The sequence below is a fragment of the Lysobacter sp. Soil_N_23 genome, from assembly GCF_057656135.1.
Map to the genome: position 1 here is coordinate 1 of NZ_JBDGKY010000022.1, position 17350 is coordinate 17350.

Here is a 17350-nt window from a genome sequence, read left to right on the forward strand (position 1 = left end):
GACGGTGTCCGCTGGAACGCCCATCGCGAACAAACCGCTTGACGAGAAACACAGTTGCTCACTGCGTTCGGGACGACGAGCAACGCCGACCTTCACGCAAGACGCCAACCGTCACGCAACGGGAAGGCGAAGCAAAAAAAGAAGCCCGGCTTGGTGGCCGGGCTTCCAGATCGCGACGTGGGGGAGAGAGAGCCATCGCGATGAAACACAATCTGGTGCTTCGCACCCTCCGGCAGCGCGGGAGGATGACGGGTGCCGATTAGAAGCTCATGCGCGGACCGACGAAGTACGAGGTGTAGCCGTCGACGAACTTGACCTCACCGTTGACGCCCCAGGTCTGGTTGAACTTCACCTGGGCGCCGACACGGCCGTAGAACTCGCCGTCTACGCGTTCGTAGTCCTCGTAACCGGCCAGCGCGTAGCCTTCGATGTTCGGCGTCAGCCCGGCGCGCACGCCGGCTTCGACGTTCCAGCCGTCGGCATCGTTGCCGCCGAAGTTGAGGCCGCCGACCGAGTAACCATCGGTTTCGGCCTTCTGGTAGCCGACGCGGGTCAGCAGGTCGACCTGCGAGTTGAGTTCATGGTTGTAGCCGACACCAACATTCCACTGGTCGACGTCGATGCCGTCGACGCGGCCGAGTGCGGTGTTGAAGTCGTCGGTCTTCTGGCCGCTGTAGCCGCCGAAGATGTGGAAGTTCGGCGCGATGGCGGCCGAACCGTTGATCGCCCAGCCATCGGAATCGAGGCCGTTGTTGTCGGCCGAAGTGGCGGCGTAGCCGGCCTCGACGTAGGTGTACGACACGCCTTCGGCAGCCGAAGCGGCGAGCGGGGCGGCAGCGAGCAGGGTCAGGGCGGCAAGCAGGGAACGCTTCATAAGGTCTCAGCCTCGTTATGGTTTTGGATCCGGCGCCGCACTCTCGACATCAGAGTCATTCGGGGGAAACGTTTTCCGGCACCGGTGGCGACAGTATCCTGACGTAACCGAAATTTAACCTGAATACTAAACTCGGCCGTGCAGGAACTAACCACGCAACGCGGTGGTCACGCTCGCGCGGATCCAGGTCTGCCCGTGGAGTCCAGGCCTAGTCGCAGGCGTCTTTCGCATCGACCGGAATCGCGTCCGATGCACGCAGCAACCTGTCGAGCCTGTCGAGCCGCATCAGCAGCTCATCGCGCTGCCGCACCAGCGGGATGACAATTTCCTCGTCGGTGTTTGCCGGCGGCATGTCGCGCAACAACGCCAGCGCGCCCCGCATCCGGTGCAGCAACTTGTGCTGCACGCGTGTGTCGCCGGATGCGAGCGCCAGGTCGAACTCACGCATGTCATCGCGGCAGGTCGAGAGCAGTTCGTGCAGCAGGCGCTGCGCATCCTCGGCGCTGCCGAGCGATTGCGTCAGGAACGTCATCGGGTCGGCAAGCACCGGCGCCGTCATGGCCGGCGCAGTCGCTGACCCGGAAGGCAGGTGCCGGGCGAGCATCGTCTCGAGCTCCATCAGCGTCATCGGCTTTGCCAGGAACCCGTCCATGCCGGCATCGCTGCACCGCTGCACGTCGCTGGGCAGCGCGCTGGCCGACAGCGCGATGATCGGCAGCCGCCGCACTTGGCCGGCCTCATCCGCGCGGATCCGCCGGGCCAGCGTGTAACCGTCCATCTTCGGCATGTCGCAATCGGTGATCAGCAGATCGAAATCGCCGCCGGTGAGCGCCGCCAATGCCTGCTCGCCATCGCCGGCCAGCACGCACTCCAAGCCCAGGTGGGCCAGTTGCCGCGAGATCACAGCCCGGTTGACCGGGTGGTCCTCGGCAACCAGGATGCGCGCGGCCCGCAGCGCGTGTCGTGGCGAATCTCGTTCGGCTTCGACCGGCGTGGTCTGCTCGAACACCGCGCGGCAGGCATCGCGCAGCGAGCGCCAGAGCAACGGGTTGCCGTGCACGACCGTGTCCGTCGCCTGACCACGCTCGGCCGGCAGCCGATGGTTGGCGGCGTCGTCCAGCAACAGGCAGCGCCGCGACGGTCGCTGCCCCGCCTCCACCAGGCGGCGATCGACCAGGAGCAGTTCGGTGCGATCGCAGTCCAGCGTCGGCAAGTCTGAAACCTCGATCTCGACGACGCTGAAGCCCATCGACGACAGTGCGTTGGCCAGTTCCAGTGCGAACATCGGGTCCTGCGTGCACAGCACCGCGGGCTTGCCGGCGAACTCCGGCAAGGGCTGCAGTTTTGCCACCACCGGCAGGCTCAGCTCGAAGATGGCGCGCGTGCCCACCCCTGGCGTGCTCTCCAACTGCACTGTCCCGCCCATCAGGCAGGCCAGGCGCTGGCAGATGATCAGGCCCAGGCCGGAGCCGCCGAAGCGACGGCTCGTCGAAGACTCGGCCTGGGTGAAAGGCCGGAACAGCCGCAGGAACTGCTCGCCGGAAATGCCGATGCCGGTATCGGTGACGGTGATGGAGAGCTTCTGCAGATCGACTCCCTCGGTAGAGCGTTCCTCGACGAGTTCGATTCGCAGCTCGACCTGGCCCTGGTGGGTGAACTTGACCGCATTGCTGAGCAGGTTGGTGATGATCTGGCGCACGCGCACCGCGTCGCCGGCGAACTCCGCCGCAAGGCGCCAGTCGAGCACGCAATACAGTCGCAGGTCTTTTTCGTGTGCCTTGGCGGTGAACAGGCCGATCACGCCGTCGACGAGTGAGCGCAGGTCGAAGGGCGCCTTCTCCAGCGCGAGGCGGCCGGAGTCGATCCGGGAGAAATCGAGAATGTCGTCGAGAAGCTGCAACAACGTGCGCGCCGAGTCCTGCGCCATCGCCAGCATCTGTGCCTGCTCGCGATCGGTCTGCGTCTGTGCCAGCAGCTCGACCAGCCCCAGCACGCCCGCCATCGGCGTGCGGATCTCGTGGCTCATCATCGCCATGAACGCCGCCTTCGCCGCGACTGCCGCCTTGGCTTCGGCATTGGCCCGGGCCAGCGCCTGGGCCTGCTCGTGGCTGTCGGTGACGTCGATCCAGTAACCGCTCCAGTCCACAGAGCCATCAGGGCCGTGCCGTGGCGGACCGCCCGCGGTGCGGACCCAGCGCAGGCCCTGCACCGAGTGCAGGCGCACGTCGAACTGCGGCATCGGCTGCATCGCGGCCGCAGCGGCGGCGACGTTGTCGGCGACCAGTTGGCGGTCGTCCACATACACGTGCGAGAAGGCCAGCGCCTCGTCGGCCATCATCTCCTCGGGCGTGATGCCGATGGTGGACAGGGTGTCGCCGTCGGCATAGGTGAATTCGCGCCTGCCATCGGGCCACACCCGCAACTCGAACACCGCCGAAGGCAGGGTCCGCGCGATCTGCGCCAGGCGCAGCTCCGACGCCCGCGCCCGCGCTTCGGCAACGCGGATCTCGGTGATGTCCACCGCCGTGCCGAGCAACCCGGCCGGCTCGCCGTTGCCGAGCTCGAACATCTGGATCCACAGCAGCTCATGGCGCTCGCCGCCGTCGGGCGCCTCGGTGCGAAGCTCCTTGCTCAACTGCTGGCCGGTCGTGAACACCGACATCTCGAAATCGTGCATGGCCTCGGTCTCGATCTGCGGCAGGTGCCGGGTCTCCAGCAGCGTGCGCCCGACCAGATCGCCCTCCTCGACGCCGTATCGCAGCGTGTAGGCCAGATTGACCGCCAGGTAACGGCCCTGGGTGTCCTTCACGAACACCGGGTAGTGAATGTTGTTGAGCAATCGCTCCTGGAACTGCAGCTGGTCTGCGAGCTTGCGTTCGGCAGCGGTGCGCGCACGCACCTGGCGGCGCATGCTCAGGTGCGCAACGGCCATCAACCCGACGATGACGCAGCCGCCCAGGACAATGCCGAGCACCCAGCCCCATGGCGCACCGAAGCGGTACTCGTTGCTCAACCAGCGCGCACGGATCGCCTGCTTCTCCTGCTCGTTGATCCCCGCCAGTGTGTTGTTGATCAGCGGCAGCAATGCCGCGTGCGAACGGCGTACACCGAACGACAGCTCGTGATCGAGTCCGGTCGGCCCGACCATCTGCAGGCGCGCCGCGTAACGGTCGCGAATCAACGCATCGATTGCCGGGAACGTGCCCACGAAGGCGTCGGCCTTGCCGTCAGCGACCTGGGCCAGGCCGTCTTCGTTGCTGCCCACCGGCACCAGCCTGCTCTGGTCGAGCACGATCTTCAGGCGCGCCATCAGGCCCGCTTCCGCGCGTGCGGCGACGCGCCGTCCGCGAAGGTCTTCCGGGCCGGCCACGGTGGGCCCATGGACGCGGGCGACGATGACTTCCGGGAAGCGCTCGTACGGCCTGCTGAACACCAGGTCGTCGCCGCCGAAGTCGTCGGCCATGGCCGCGGCGACCAGGTCGATCTCGCCGGCGTGGACCATCCGCTGCAGGTCGGTCCAGTCCCTGGCTGGCACCAGTTCGAGCCGCAACCCGAGCACCTTGCGCACCGCCTCGACGTAGTCGGCCGCCATTCCGTCGAACTCGCCGTTGACATTGACGAACGAGTACGGCGGCCGGTTGGTCTCGTAGCCGAGCCGAAGCACGGGCAGTCGTTCGAGAACCCGGCGCTCGCGGTTGGTCAGGACGCCGGCCGGTGCGGTCGTCGATGGCAGCATGTCAACGCCCCAGCGTTCCTGCAGGCTTTGCATCTCTTCCGGCTTGACGGTGGCTTCGGCCTTGCGCAGCAGACGGATCAGCATCGTCTCGCGGGCGGGCACGGCAAGGCTCACCTGCAGCGGCGGCATGTCCAGCGCGCCGAGCAGCACCAGGTCATCGACGGTGCGCTGGTGCAGCAGCGTGCGCGTGCGGTACTCGGTGTTGCCGACGTAGGCATCGGCCTCGCCGTCGGCGACCATGCGCAACGCTTCGCGGCCGTCCTGCGCATACAGGATGATCGCCTGCGGAAAACGCTTCACCACCAGGCCGGCCGATTCGAGGTAGCGTCGCTCCACCACGATCCGCGCCCGTACCAGGTCGGATTCGCCACGGATGCGCGTGTCGCCGCGACGCGCCACCAGCATGATGTAGCCCTTCAGGTAGGGACGAAGAAATTCCAGGTGTCCGCGCCGCGCCGGCGTGTCCGGCTGTCCGAGCAGCAGGTCGTAGCGCGGAGTCTGCGAAGCGGCCGGCCAGGAAACCGTCTCCCAGTCGGTGAAAGGGTCGAACGACAGGCGCAGACCGACCTTTGCCGCGAGCAGTCGCGCGTAATCGGGCCCCAACCCTTCCGGGTGGCCGGCGACCCAGGTTTCGGCGGGCAGGTGGTCGCCAGCGAACACGCCCACCCGCACCACCGGGTGGTCCCTGCGCCATTGCGCTTCTTCGGCATCCAGCGTCGCCACGTCACCTTGCTGCGCTCCGACCGGAAGCGCCACGCTGAACAGCGCGATGAATGCGGCGAGCAGCAACGCGGCGAACATCGTCGCCCTCGTCAGGCAGAGGGTTCCAACTCGGAATGGCATGACCGATTGCACTGAATGGACCCCTGAAGGAACCACGCTAGTGACCGAGAGCCCGCGCCTCCATCAGAATCGTCTCAATTGTGATTGCCGAGTTGCAGATGGGGATCGTGCAAGCGATGATCCAAGCCTGAACAGGCCGCAACGAAGCCATGACGCTACGCATAATTCTGGCCGACGACCATCCGATAGTCCGCAGCGGTGTTCGGGCCTTGTTGGAGCGCAACAACCTGCAGGTAGTCGCCGAGGCCGGCAGCACCGATGAGCTTTTCACGGCGCTGGCAGACCATGAATGCGATGTGCTGCTAACGGATTTCAGCATGCCCGGCGGCCAGCTGGCCGACGGCCTGGCGATGCTTGATGCCCTTCGCGGGCAATGGCCGCAGCTGCCGATCGTCGTCCTGACGATGATGAACAATCCCGGTGTGCTCAGTTCGATCCTCGCCACTGGCGTGCGCGGCCTGCTCAACAAGTCCGACGCCTTGTCGGAGCTGCCGCTGGCGATCCAGGCCGTTTCCCACGGCCGCGATTACGTCAGCGCCAGCGGCGGTCATCAGCTGGAGCAGATGGAAGGGCACGATTCCACCAAGCTGCCCTTGTCGCCGCGCGAAGCCGAGGTGCTCGGACTGTTTGTTTCGGGGCTGACGGTGTCGCAGATCGCCGAGCAGCTCGATCGCAGCATCAAGACCGTAAGCCGGCAAAAAATGGACGGAATGTCCAAACTCGGCCTCAAGACCGACCTCGAGGTCTACGCCTACGCCCGTGAGCACGGCTTGCTTGCCTGATTGGACTGCGGCGGCGCCGCACTGCGTCGCCACCATCATCACCCGGTAATCGTCCTTGCCGGGCGTTTGCGCGTCGCAACGACGCGGCCAGGCCTGCACATCGGCTAAAGATGCGCACAAGAACGGTGCTGGTTGCCAATTCGGCAAACGCACCGTCGACAGATAGACGCCAAGCGTCAGCGATTCGCGCAGCCATCGGCGCCTCGCCGGGAAAATAGGACGATTCTCATACCCCCCGTAGGGGCGCGTGCCTAACCTTGCGCCGTTCTGCAGCAGGCGGGGTCACTGACATGCCCGGGCCTGTGGTTAATAAAACGACCACCCGCAGACACGCCGACAACCCTGACCTTCTCCAATCTGGACCCGTATGAACACCAAGATCCTCAGCACCTTCGCGCTCACCGCGATTGCGTTGGCCTCGCAGTCGGCGTTTGCCTCGGACGGCACCATCAACTTCACCGGCTCGATCACCAGTCAGACCTGTTCGATCAACGGCGCCGCAGCCGACGGCAACCGCAACATCTCCGTGGCCCTGCCCAAGACGCCGCAATCGAGCCTGGCAGTGCTCAACTCGGTCGCAGGCGAGACGCCGTTTTCCATCGCGTTGACCGGCTGCACCCCGGCATCGGGCACGGTGGCCACGCGCTTTGAATCCGGCGCCAACGTCGATGCCGCGACCGGCGAACTGCTGACCAGCGGTGCCGGCGGTACGGCCAGCCTGCATGTCCAGCTGCTCAACGAGACCCGCGGTGTCATCAACATCGGCGCGCCGGACGCCTCGCAGAACTCGACGGCCAAGACCATTCCTGCCGGTGGTGCGGTGACCCTGAACTACTTCGCCCGCTACAAGCGCGCAGCCGCTTCGCCGGCCCTGGGTACGGGCGTCATTGCCTCGAGCGTGACCTACTCGCTGGTCTACAACTGACCCGCACCACTTCATTGGATGTAGACATGAAAAGCATTCTCTTCAAGGCAATGACGATCAGCGCCATCGCGCTGGTTTCGCAGTCGGCGTTCGCCTCCGACGGCACCATCAACTTCACCGGTGAGCTCACCACCCAGACCTGCTCGATCAACGGCACCGCCGCGGACGGCAACCGTAACGTCAGTGTGACGCTGCCGGCCGCGTCGCAGTCGAACCTGTCCACCGTGGGTGCGACCTCGAGCGAAACGGCGTTCCAGATTGCACTGACGTCCTGCACGCCGGCCACCGGCACGGTCCGCACGCGCTTCGAGTCGGGTCCCAACGTGGATGCGGCGAGCGGCGAGCTGCTCACCAGCGGCGCCGGCTCCTCTGCAGGCCTGCGCATCCAACTGCTCAACGAGGACCGCTCGGTGATCGCCGTCGGCGCCGCCGATGCATCGCAGAACTCCGCGCCCGGCACCATCGCCAGCGGCGCGGCGACGCTCAACTACATCGCCCGGTATCACCGCATTTCCGCGACGCCGCTCGCAGTCGGCGCGGTGACCTCGAGTGTCACCTACTCCATGGCCTACAACTGAGTTGTGGCCCGGGCTGACGGAGGAGGGTGCTCCTCCGTCCACTTGCGGATGCCAATGAACCCATGAACGCAATGAAGGACTTCAGGACACTCGCGGCGACGTGCCTGCTCGCAGCCGGCGGCCTGTGTGCGTCGAACGCCGATGCCTCGGTGGTGATCGCCGGGACGCGCGTCGTCTATCCGGCGCAGGAGCGGGAGGTGACGGTCAAGCTGACCAATGACGGGCAGACACCGGCCCTGACGCAGATCTGGCTCGACCGCGGTGATCCCGACGCGGCGCCTTCGACCATCGATGTTCCCTTCACCGTGACGCCGCCGGTCGCACGGATCGACCCGGGCAAGGGCCAGGCCGTGCGGATCATCTACACGGGCGAGGCGATGGCGCAGGACAAGGAATCGGTGTTCTGGTTCAACCTGCTGGAAGTGCCACCCAAGCCCGGCGCGGGTGCCGCCGAAACGAACCTGCTGCAGATGGCATTTCGTACCCGCATCAAGCTCTTTTTCCGACCGTCATCGCTGAAGGCCGGCGACGCGGCGGCGGCTCCCGCGCAGATACGCTGGAGCCTGGTCAAGGACGCCGGTCGCGATGCCATCCAGGCACACAACCCGACGCCCTTCTTCGTGTCGTTCGCATCGGTTGACGTGAGCGGAGGCGGCAGAACCGCGCGCTTCACCGACGGAGGCATGGTCGCCCCGGGCGAAACGAGGGCATTCACTTTGCAGGGGGACGTGCCAACGGCCTCCAGCGCAAAGGTCATCTACCACGCCATCAATGACTACGGCGGACCGATCGATGGCGAGGCCGCACTGAACGGCCAGGGGGCTTCCAGGGGCCTCACGCCCTGACCCATCCACGGCGGTGCCGAGCTGCGGCCCGCATCCAATGAACTTCCCGTCGATGCCGTGTTCCTCGGCAGGGACGCGGCTTGCCCGGTCGAATCACAAGCATGCGCAAGCACTACCGCAATCGCCAGCATCCACGCACTCGGCCGATCAGCCTGGCCGTCGCGGCGCTGCTGACAAGTGGCGGCGCAAACGCATGGACGGGCGGTCCGAACCCGGATGAGTCGGGCAGCCTGGTCGAGTTCAACGAAGCCTTCCTGCACGCATTCGAGGGCGGCGGCGCCAGCGTCGACCTGAGCCGCTTCGCCCGCGGCAATGCGGCGCTGCCGGGCACCTATCTGGCGGACCTGCAGGTAAACCAGCAGGTCCTGGGCAAGGCCGAGGTCACGCTGCGCGCGCTGACGCCTGGCGGCGACGACGTCCAGCCGTGCTTCGACCTGGAGCTGGTCGGCCGCCTTGGCATCGACATGGCCAAGCTCACGCCGGAAAGCGTGGCGCGTCTGGAGAGCGGCGCCGCGAACACCTGCGTCACCTTGCCGAGCGTGATCGAGGGTGCATCGGCCGTGTTCGACAACGGCGAGCAGCGCCTGGACGTCAGCATTCCGCAAGCCGCGCTCGACCGGCACGCCCGGGGCTATGTCGATCCCAGGTTCTGGGATGAAGGCATCAACGCCTTCCGCCTGCAGTACAACGCCAACGCCTATCGCGCCCAATCGCAGGGCAACGCGATCACGCAGGGTTATGTCGGCATCAACGCCGGTGCCAACATCGGGCCGTGGCGGCTGCGTCACATCGGCAACCTCAGCTACAACGACATCAATGGCGGCCACTACGACGGTGTGCAGACCTACGCACAGCGCTCGCTCATTCCGATCAGGAGCCAGCTGACCATCGGTGATGCCTACACCGATGGCACCCTCTTCGACAGCTTCGGCTTCCGCGGCGTGCAGCTGGCCAGCGATGACCGGATGTACCCGGAATCGCAGCGTGGCTACGCGCCGACGATCCACGGCATCGCCAACAGCAATGCACGCGTGCAGGTTCGCCAGGGTGGCAGCATCCTGTACGAAACCAACGTTGCTCCCGGCGCGTTCGAGATCAATGACCTGTACCCGAGCGGGTACGGTGGCGATCTGGAAGTGGTGGTCACCGAAGCCGACGGCCGCGTCAGCGTCTCCAAGGTGCCGTACTCCGCGGCGGTGAATGCGCTGCGGCCAGGCATCGGTCGTTACAGCCTCACCGCGGGCCTGTACCGGCATCCCACGGTCGACAGTGAGCCGGAACTCGTACAGGCCACCTACCAGCGCGGCCTCAGCAACCGCGTCACCGCCTACGGCGGCGCGACGCTGACCAAGGACTACCAGGCCGTCGCCGTCGGTACCGCGCTCAACACACGGTTCGGTGCAGTCGGTTTCGACATCACCCAGTCCAGCGCGAAGCTCGATCACGAGCCGGACCGCCGCGGCCAAAGCGTCAGGCTCAGCTATAGCAAGCTGGTTGCGCCGACCAATACCAACCTGACGCTGGCGGCATACCGCTACTCCAGCGAAGGGTTCCTGGATCTGGAAGATGCAGTGGCGCTCAAGTCCCGCGCCCCCGACGATCTGCTGCCGGCACCGGACCGCGAGCGTGGCCGCCTGCAGCTGACGGTCAACCAGGCATTGCCCCGCGGCTGGGGCACGTTCTACCTGACCGGCTCGCGCCAGGACTACTGGAACCGTCGCCAGACCGACACCCAGTACCAGCTCGGTTACAACAACACCTACAAGCGCATCAACTTCGGTGTTTCCGCTTCGCGTCAGTTCGACCTGAGCCGTGGCGAGTGGGACAACCGGGTGATGTTCACCGTGGGTATCCCGCTGGGATCGTCCCCGCGCGCGCCGTACTCGCAGACCAACCTGCAGCGCGAGTCGTCGGGTGCGACCACCGTCCAGGAACTGGTTTCCGGCACGCTCGGACGTGACAGCCAGTTCACCTACGGCCTCAATGCCAGCCGCAGCCAGGGTGGCGGTGCGGCCAGCACGACCAGCTACGGCGCGAATGCGTCCTACGCCCTGCCCAGCGCGACGCTTACCGGCGGCGCCAGCAGGTCCAACAACTACAGCCAGGTCAGTGCCGGCGTTTCCGGCGGCATCGTCGCGTACTCGGACGGCGTGACGTTCACGCCAACGCTCGGCGACACCGTGGCGATAGTGGAGGCGAAGGGCGCCAAGGGCGCGATCGTGTCCAACGGCAGCGGACTGCGGGTCGACCGCTGGGGCCACGCCGTGGTCTCGAACCTGTCGCCATTCACCCGCAGCTCGATCGACATCGATCCGGCCGGCCTGCCGCTGAATGTCCAGCTCGACTCGACGCAGGAGCAGACGGTACCAACTTCGGGCGCGATCACGCTGGTCCGCTTTGGCACCACCAGCGCCGGGCGCGCGGCGATCCTGCGCACCACCCGTCCGAACGGCCAGCCGTTGCCGTTTGGCGCTGACGTGCTGGACGGCAAGGGCATCAGCGTCGGCACCGTTGCGCAGGCCGGCAAGGTCATCGCGCGAAACCTCGGATCCGACGAAGGCGAGCTGACCGTGCGCTGGGGGCCGGCCGTGGATGAGACCTGCAAGCTCCGCTATGCGCTGCCCAAGAGCGTCAACACGAAGATGGGTTACACGTCGGTAGATGCGAAATGCCAATGAAGGTCACTGCTCGCATTGCCATCTTGCCGCCTCACCGTCGCACGCCTGGAAACCCGTCATGGCCTCCCCGATGAAAACGCGTCGCTTGATCGCCTTATCCCTTCTGTCGCTGGCACTGATGGGCCATGCGCTGCCGTCATTTGCCAGATACGTCGAATGCACAGCACCGTTGCCGATGACATTGAACCTGCCAAACGTTCGCGTGCTTTCCAATCTGGCTGTCGGACAGGCCATTCCCGGCGCCTCGGTCGGATTCTCGGTCCCGGTGACCTGCACGAACCCCGACTTGCCTGCCAACCCCAGGTGGGTCTTCTCGGCTCGTGGGGCCAACGCGACTGCCACTTCCAGTCCGGACGTCTTCGCGGTCGGCTCGGGAGCCTCCGGCATCGGGTTTCGAGTGAGGAACGCATCAGGGGTTGCTCAGACGGGTCGGCTGACAGGCTCAGACTGGTACTTCGACATCGCGCCCGCGACTCCAACGGGGGCCACGCTTGTCGGGACCATCGAGCTGGTCAAAACTTCGCCCCTTGTCGTGTCAGGTCCCGGCTCGATTCCGTTCGACATTCATGTACCGGATTACCAGCACGCGAACCAGTCAAGCGCCGGAAGCATACTGACCGTCTCCTACATTGTTGCGGCAATTCCAACCTGCACCGCTGCGGTGCCCTCGACGCAAGTCCGTTTGCCCACGGTGTCGCGATCGTCTCTCAACGGCCTCAACGCCACGTCCGCGCGGACCCCTTTCAACCTTGGCCTGTCATGCGAAGCGAATGCGGCGCCGACCGTGGTCCTGAGCGACAGCACCAATCCCGCCAACGGGACTGACCGCCTTTCGCTTACTCCAGATTCAACCGCCTCGGGCGTCGCGCTGCAGTTGCTCTCGGCGAGGCAACCGGTTGTCTTTTCGTCAAGCGGATCGCCTGGTAGCGGCACGGCCATCAGACCTGCGAGCTCGGCATCGGCTGGACAGGTGAACATTCCGCTGGAAGTCCAGTACATACAAAACAGCCCCAGCATCTCGCCAGGAACCGTGAACGCAATTGCAACCTTCACCCTGTCTTACCCTTAGGGGGAACAAAGGGTTGCTGCGAGGCGAGTGCCACGCAAGCGCTGAGCTCACTGGCCGCCCATGAATCCATGCTGGCGCCACGCTTCGAACACCACCACTGCCACCGCATTGGACAGGTTGAGGCTGCGGTTGTCCGGGCGCATGGGCAGGCGCAGGCGTTGCGTTGCCGGCACGCGCTCGAGCACGTCGGCCGGCAGGCCGCGTGTCTCCGGGCCGAACAGGAATACGTCGCCCGCGCCATAGGCCGGGCCATCGAAGCGCGTGGTGCCGCGCGTGCTCAGGGCGAACAACCGCGGCGGCACGCCGTTGGCCTGGGCGATGGCCGCCAATGCCGCATCGAGGTCGTCATGCACCTGCAGCGTGGCGTACTCGTGGTAGTCGAGGCCGGCGCGCTTGAGCTGGCGATCCTCCAGGTCGAATCCGAGCGGCCGGACCAGGTGCAGCCGCGCGCCGGTGTTGGCGCACAGGCGGATCACGTTGCCGGTGTTGGGAGGAATCTCGGGCTGGTAAAGGATGACGTCGAACATGGCGGGTGTGGATTGCTGCGTACTGAATGACGCGATTGTAGGAGCGAGCTTGCTCGCGATCGGTGCTTCAGGTCGCGAGCAAGCTCGCTCCTACATGCATGCGGGCGGTCACCACGGCAACGCATTGCCCTGCCAGTCGATGAAGCGCCCGCTGTCGGCCAGCCCCACGGAGTCGATCACGCCCAGCAGCCCGCGCGCCGAGTCCGCCGGCGTCACCTGTGCGCCGCTGCCGCCCATGTCGGTCTGCACCCAGCCCGGATGCAGGGCAATCACAGTGATGCCACGTTCGCGCAGGGCCTGGGCCAGCAGCACCGTCGCCATGTTCTGTGCCGCCTTGGAGATCGCATAGGTCGGCGTGTGGAAGCCGTCGACCGAGGCGATCGAGCCCAGGATCGATGACAGGTTGGCGACTTTGGCAGCTTCGGCCAGGTGCGGCGCCAGCGCCTGGGTCAGCAGGAACGGCCCGGCCGCATTCGTGCGCAGGCTGTCGTCGAGCTGCGTCGCGGCGACGTGGCCAAAGCGCTCGCCCGAATGCAGCACGCCGGCGTTGTTGATCAGCAGGTCGATGCCGTCGGTGACCAGCGGGAGCTCGCGGGCGAGTTCGGCGTGCGTTTTTGGCTCGGCCACGTCCAGAGGCAACACATGCAGGCGTCCCGGGTTCTGTCCGGCCAGCTGGTTCAGGGCATGCGCGCGCCCCGGGTGGCGGCTGGTGGCGATCACGCGGTCGCCGCGGGCGAGCAGCTGGCGAACGAACTCCAGACCCAGGCCGCGGTTGGCGCCGGTGACCAGGCAGCGACGGGGAAGCGGGGAATCACTCATTGTGGTCATCCCTGGCGACGAAGGCGCCAGTGTATGGCCCGGGCCGACAGTGTGCCGCGTTGGCCCAATGATGGGTCGATGCCGGGTCGATACCCGGCCACTGGGACTTTTGGCCTGTTGCCTGCCTTCGCCGGTGGCCTAGGATGAGGGTTCCACCCGGACAAGGGAGTCCGGGCGTCACCCAATCAGGAGTGCTCCATGACCGCCATCTTCCGACCGCGCGCCGCGGTTCTCGCCGTCGCCCTGGCCACGGCCGTCACCGGCACCGGCTTCGCACCGTCGTCCGTGCAGGCCGCGCCCAAGGCGACCGTGGACATCGCGTACGAGGAGTTCACGTTGCCCAACGGCCTGCGCGTGGTCGTGCACACCGATCGCAAGGCGCCGATCGTCGCGGTCAACATCTGGTACCACGTCGGCAGCAAGGACGAGCCGGCCGGCCGCACCGGTTTCGCCCATCTGTTCGAGCACCTGATGTTCAACGGCTCGGAGAACCATCGCGGCGAATTCTTCGAACCCTTCGAGCTGGTCGGCACCACCGACCAGAACGGCACCACCAACTCCGACCGCACCAACTACTTCCAGAACGTGCCCACCACTGCCCTCGACATGGCGCTGTGGATGGAGTCCGACCGCATGGGCCACCTGCTCGGCGCGATCGACCAGGCCACGCTCGACGAGCAGCGCGGCGTCGTCCAGAACGAAAAGCGCCAGGGCGAGAACCAACCCTATGGCCAGGTCTGGGACGAACTGGGCAAGGCGATGTATCCCAGGACGCATCCCTACCACCACAGCACGATCGGCTCGATGGCCGACCTCAACTCGGCCTCGCTCGAGGACGTGAAGGGCTGGTTCCGCACCTGGTACGGCCCGAACAACGCCGTACTGGTGCTCGCCGGCGACATCGACCTGGCTACCGCGAAGGAAAAGGTCACGCAGTACTTCGGCAACATCCCGGCCACGCCGACCATGGCCCAGCCGAAGGTCGACGTCGCGCCGCTGGAGAAGTCGACCCGCGCCACCATGACCGACAAGGTGCCGCAGTCGCGCATCTATCGCGTCTGGAACGTCGCCCAGACCGGCACCACCGACATCGACCAGCTGCAACTGCTGGCGCAGGTGCTCGGCGGCAGCAAGTCCTCGCGCCTGGACCGCCGCCTGCTGCACGAGGACAAGCTGGTCGACAGTGTTTCCGCCTCGGCCTATGGCTCGCAGCTGAGCTCGAGCTTCCTGATCACCGCCGACGTGAAGGAGGGTGTCGATCCGGCCAAGGTCGAGGCGGTCATCGACGAGGAGATCAAGCGCCTGCTCAAGGACGGCCCGGGCAAGATCGAGGTCGAGCAGGCCCGGACCGTGTTCAAGGCCGGCTTCGTGCGCGGCATCGAGCGCATCGGCGGCTTCGGCGGCAAGGCCGACGCCCTGGCCGAATGCACTGTCTACACCGGCAACCCGGGCTGCTTCCGCGACAGCCTCAAGGTGATCGAGACCGCTACTCCCAAAGACCTCAAGGCGATCGGCAACAAATGGCTGAGCAAGGGCAGTCATACGCTGCTGGTAGTGCCGGGCGAACGCACCGCGATCGCCGAGGACCCGTCGGTGACGCCGGCGCCGCTGACGCTGCCGCCGGTGGACCCGAAGTACGCCACCACGCCGAGCACGGTCGACCGCAGCAAGGGCGTGCCGGTGACCAGCCAGTTCCCCGACCTGAAGTTCCCCTCGCTGCAGCGCGCGATGCTGAAGAACGGCACGCGTGTGATCCTGGCCGAGCGCCATGACATCCCGGTCGTGCAGATGAGCTACGAGTTCCTCGGCGGGTTCAGCGCCGACGAGGGGCGCAAGCTCGGCACCTCGAGCTTCACCATGGGCATGCTCGACGAGGGCGCGGGCAAGCTCGATTCGCTGGCCTTCGGCGACCGCGTCGAATCGCTCGGTGCCAGCATGGGCGCCGGCGCCTCGCTCGACGGCGGCAAGGTCTACCTGTCGGCGCTGAAGGAGAACCTGGTGCCGTCGATCGACCTGTTCTCGCAGATGCTGCGCGCGCCGCGCTTCGACCAGAAGGAGATCGACCGGGTCAAGGCGACCTGGGTGGCCGGCATCAAGCAGGAGAAGGCGCGCCCGAACGGCGCCGCGCTGCGCGTGCTGCCGCCGCTGCTGTACGGCGAAGGCCATCCCTATGCGATGCCGTTCAGCGGCAGCGGCACCGAGGAGTCGATCTCCTCGCTGACCCGCGACGACCTGGTCGCCTTCCACCAGGCCTGGGTGCGCCCGCAGGACGCCACGCTGATCGTCGTCGGCGACACCACGCTCAAGGAAATCGTGCCGCTGCTCGACAAGCACCTGGGCGACTGGAAGGGCACCGGCCAGGCACCGGCCAAGCCGACGATCGGCGAAGTGGCCAGGCCGAAGGCGCCGCGCGTGTTCCTGATCGATCAGCCGGGTGCGGTGCAGGCCAACATCTTTGCTGGTGAAGTCGTGCCCTCGACCAAGGACCCCAGTTCGGTCCGCTTCGACATCGCCAATTCCGTGCTGGGCGGTGAGTTCTCCTCGCGCTTGAACATGAACCTGCGCGAGAACAAGCACTGGGCCTACGGCGCCTACAGCTTCTCGGCCAACTCGCTCGGCCAGCGCCCGTGGATGGCCTTCGCCCCGGTGCAGATCGACAAGACCGCCGACTCGCTCAAGGAACTGCAGCGCGAGATCAGCCTCTATGCCAGCGGGCAGAAGCCGCCGACCGCCGAAGAGGTGGCGAAGATCCAGGCCACCGAGATCCGCGGCCTGCCAGGTTCGTTCGAAACCGCTTCTGCGGTGCTCGGCGCGATCAGCGCGATCGTCCGCTACGACCGTCCGGACGACTACGTGTTCAAGCGCAAGGCCGAAATCGAGGCGCTGACGCCGGAGCAGGTCAAGGCGGCCGCGGCGACGATCGATCCGGATGCGCTGACCTGGGTGGTAGTGGGCGATCTCAAGCAGATCGAACAGCCGGTGCGTGCGTTGAAGCTCGGCGAAGTGCAGGTCCTGGACGCGGACGGCCAGGCGAAATAGCCGCCGCCAACCCCTCCCCCCGGGAGGGGTTTCTGGTAGGAGCGAGCTTGCTCGCGAAAGGCGCATCGGCTGCGGACAGGTCTGTTCGCGAGCAAGCTCGCTCCTACAGAAGCCGGCGGTTTGCGCTGAAACGCGACCGCTGCCTCAGTCGCTGTTCACTTCTTCTCATTCACAACATCGGCCGGTGAGGCGACAATCGCGCCGGTCGAGTGGCCGGTCGCGAATTGCGCCGTGCCGCACTCAGTCATCATCCGGAGCAGGCAATGCGTCAGTCGATGTGGGGAATGGTCCTGGCAGTGGGGTGCGTGGTCGCGATGGGTGGCTGCACCTGGGTGCAGATGGCGCCGGGCGCGTCCTCGGTGCGCGTGATCGACGGCAGCAGTGCGCCGGCCGGCTGCGAGAAGCGCGGCGAGGTCGAGGTGTCGGTCAAGAACAGCGTGGCCTTCTATGACCGCAACGCCCTGCGCGTTCGCGAGGAGCTGGAAACGCTTGCACGCAATGAGGCGCCGAGCCTGCAGGCCGATACCGTTCAGCCGATGGGCGAACCCCTCAATGGCTCGCAGCGCTTCGCCGCCTGGCGCTGCGCCGCCGGGAACGCCGCTACGAAGGCTCCCGGGACCGGCGGCAGCGCCCAG

General features: G+C 66.3%; 11 protein-coding genes and 1 pseudogene. 8 read left to right on the forward strand and 4 right to left on the reverse strand.

The window, feature by feature from the left end; all coding sequences use genetic code 11:
• Positions 1 to 259: 259 nt before the first annotated feature.
• Both AC3A3X_RS14785 and AC3A3X_RS14790 read right to left on the reverse strand, forming a co-directional pair.
• A complete protein-coding gene (locus AC3A3X_RS14785) occupies positions 260 to 874 on the reverse strand; it encodes an outer membrane beta-barrel protein (protein ID WP_487583786.1) in 615 nt (204 codons plus the stop codon).
• 208 nt (positions 875 to 1082) lie between these two features.
• Positions 1083 to 5411 (reverse strand): transporter substrate-binding domain-containing protein, encoded by a 4329-nt coding sequence (locus AC3A3X_RS14790; RefSeq protein ID WP_487583787.1) that lies wholly within the window; start codon positions 5409 to 5411, stop codon positions 1083 to 1085.
• A 191-nt stretch (positions 5412 to 5602) separates the two neighbouring features.
• Between AC3A3X_RS14790 and AC3A3X_RS14795 the strand changes: the two genes are divergently transcribed.
• The 6 genes from AC3A3X_RS14795 to AC3A3X_RS14820 all read left to right on the forward strand — a co-directional run bounded on the left by AC3A3X_RS14795 (position 5603) and on the right by AC3A3X_RS14820 (position 12330).
• On the forward strand, positions 5603 to 6235 hold the full coding sequence (locus AC3A3X_RS14795; protein WP_487583788.1) for a response regulator: 633 nt from the start codon (positions 5603 to 5605) through the stop codon (positions 6233 to 6235).
• Positions 6236 to 6602: 367 nt separating this feature from the next.
• On the forward strand, positions 6603 to 7160 hold the full coding sequence (locus tag AC3A3X_RS14800; protein ID WP_487583789.1) for a fimbrial protein: 558 nt from the start codon (positions 6603 to 6605) through the stop codon (positions 7158 to 7160).
• Positions 7161 to 7186: 26 nt separating this feature from the next.
• Positions 7187 to 7738, forward strand: coding sequence for a fimbrial protein (locus tag AC3A3X_RS14805; RefSeq protein WP_487583790.1), 552 nt, complete (start codon positions 7187 to 7189; stop codon positions 7736 to 7738).
• Positions 7739 to 7800: 62 nt separating this feature from the next.
• Positions 7801 to 8583: a fimbria/pilus periplasmic chaperone gene (locus AC3A3X_RS14810; RefSeq protein ID WP_487583791.1), complete on the forward strand. Its 783-nt coding sequence runs from the start codon at positions 7801 to 7803 to the stop codon at positions 8581 to 8583.
• 101 nt (positions 8584 to 8684) lie between these two features.
• Positions 8685 to 11261, forward strand: coding sequence for a fimbria/pilus outer membrane usher protein (locus AC3A3X_RS14815; protein ID WP_487583792.1), 2577 nt, complete (start codon positions 8685 to 8687; stop codon positions 11259 to 11261).
• Positions 11262 to 11319: 58 nt separating this feature from the next.
• Entirely contained in the window at positions 11320 to 12330 is a 1011-nt protein-coding gene (locus AC3A3X_RS14820) for a fimbrial protein (protein WP_487583793.1), read from the forward strand.
• 47 nt (positions 12331 to 12377) lie between these two features.
• Here the strand turns inward: AC3A3X_RS14820 and AC3A3X_RS14825 are convergent, their stop codons facing one another.
• Together AC3A3X_RS14825 and AC3A3X_RS14830 are read right to left on the reverse strand one after the other, a co-directional pair.
• Positions 12378 to 12857: a tRNA (cytidine(34)-2'-O)-methyltransferase gene (locus AC3A3X_RS14825; protein WP_487583794.1), complete on the reverse strand. Its 480-nt coding sequence runs from the start codon at positions 12855 to 12857 to the stop codon at positions 12378 to 12380.
• 108 nt (positions 12858 to 12965) lie between these two features.
• On the reverse strand, positions 12966 to 13676 hold the full coding sequence (locus AC3A3X_RS14830) for an SDR family oxidoreductase (protein ID WP_487583795.1): 711 nt from the start codon (positions 13674 to 13676) through the stop codon (positions 12966 to 12968).
• A 198-nt stretch (positions 13677 to 13874) separates the two neighbouring features.
• On the opposite strand from AC3A3X_RS14830, the gene AC3A3X_RS14835 reads away from it, so the two are divergent.
• Complete coding sequence (locus AC3A3X_RS14835; protein ID WP_487583796.1) at positions 13875 to 16715, forward strand: M16 family metallopeptidase; 2841 nt, start codon at positions 13875 to 13877, stop codon at positions 16713 to 16715.
• 284 nt (positions 16716 to 16999) lie between these two features.
• Positions 17000 to 17299: pseudogene (locus AC3A3X_RS14840) on the forward strand (DUF4156 domain-containing protein); the annotation flags it as partial.
• Between the last annotated feature and the right edge of the window lie 51 nt (positions 17300 to 17350).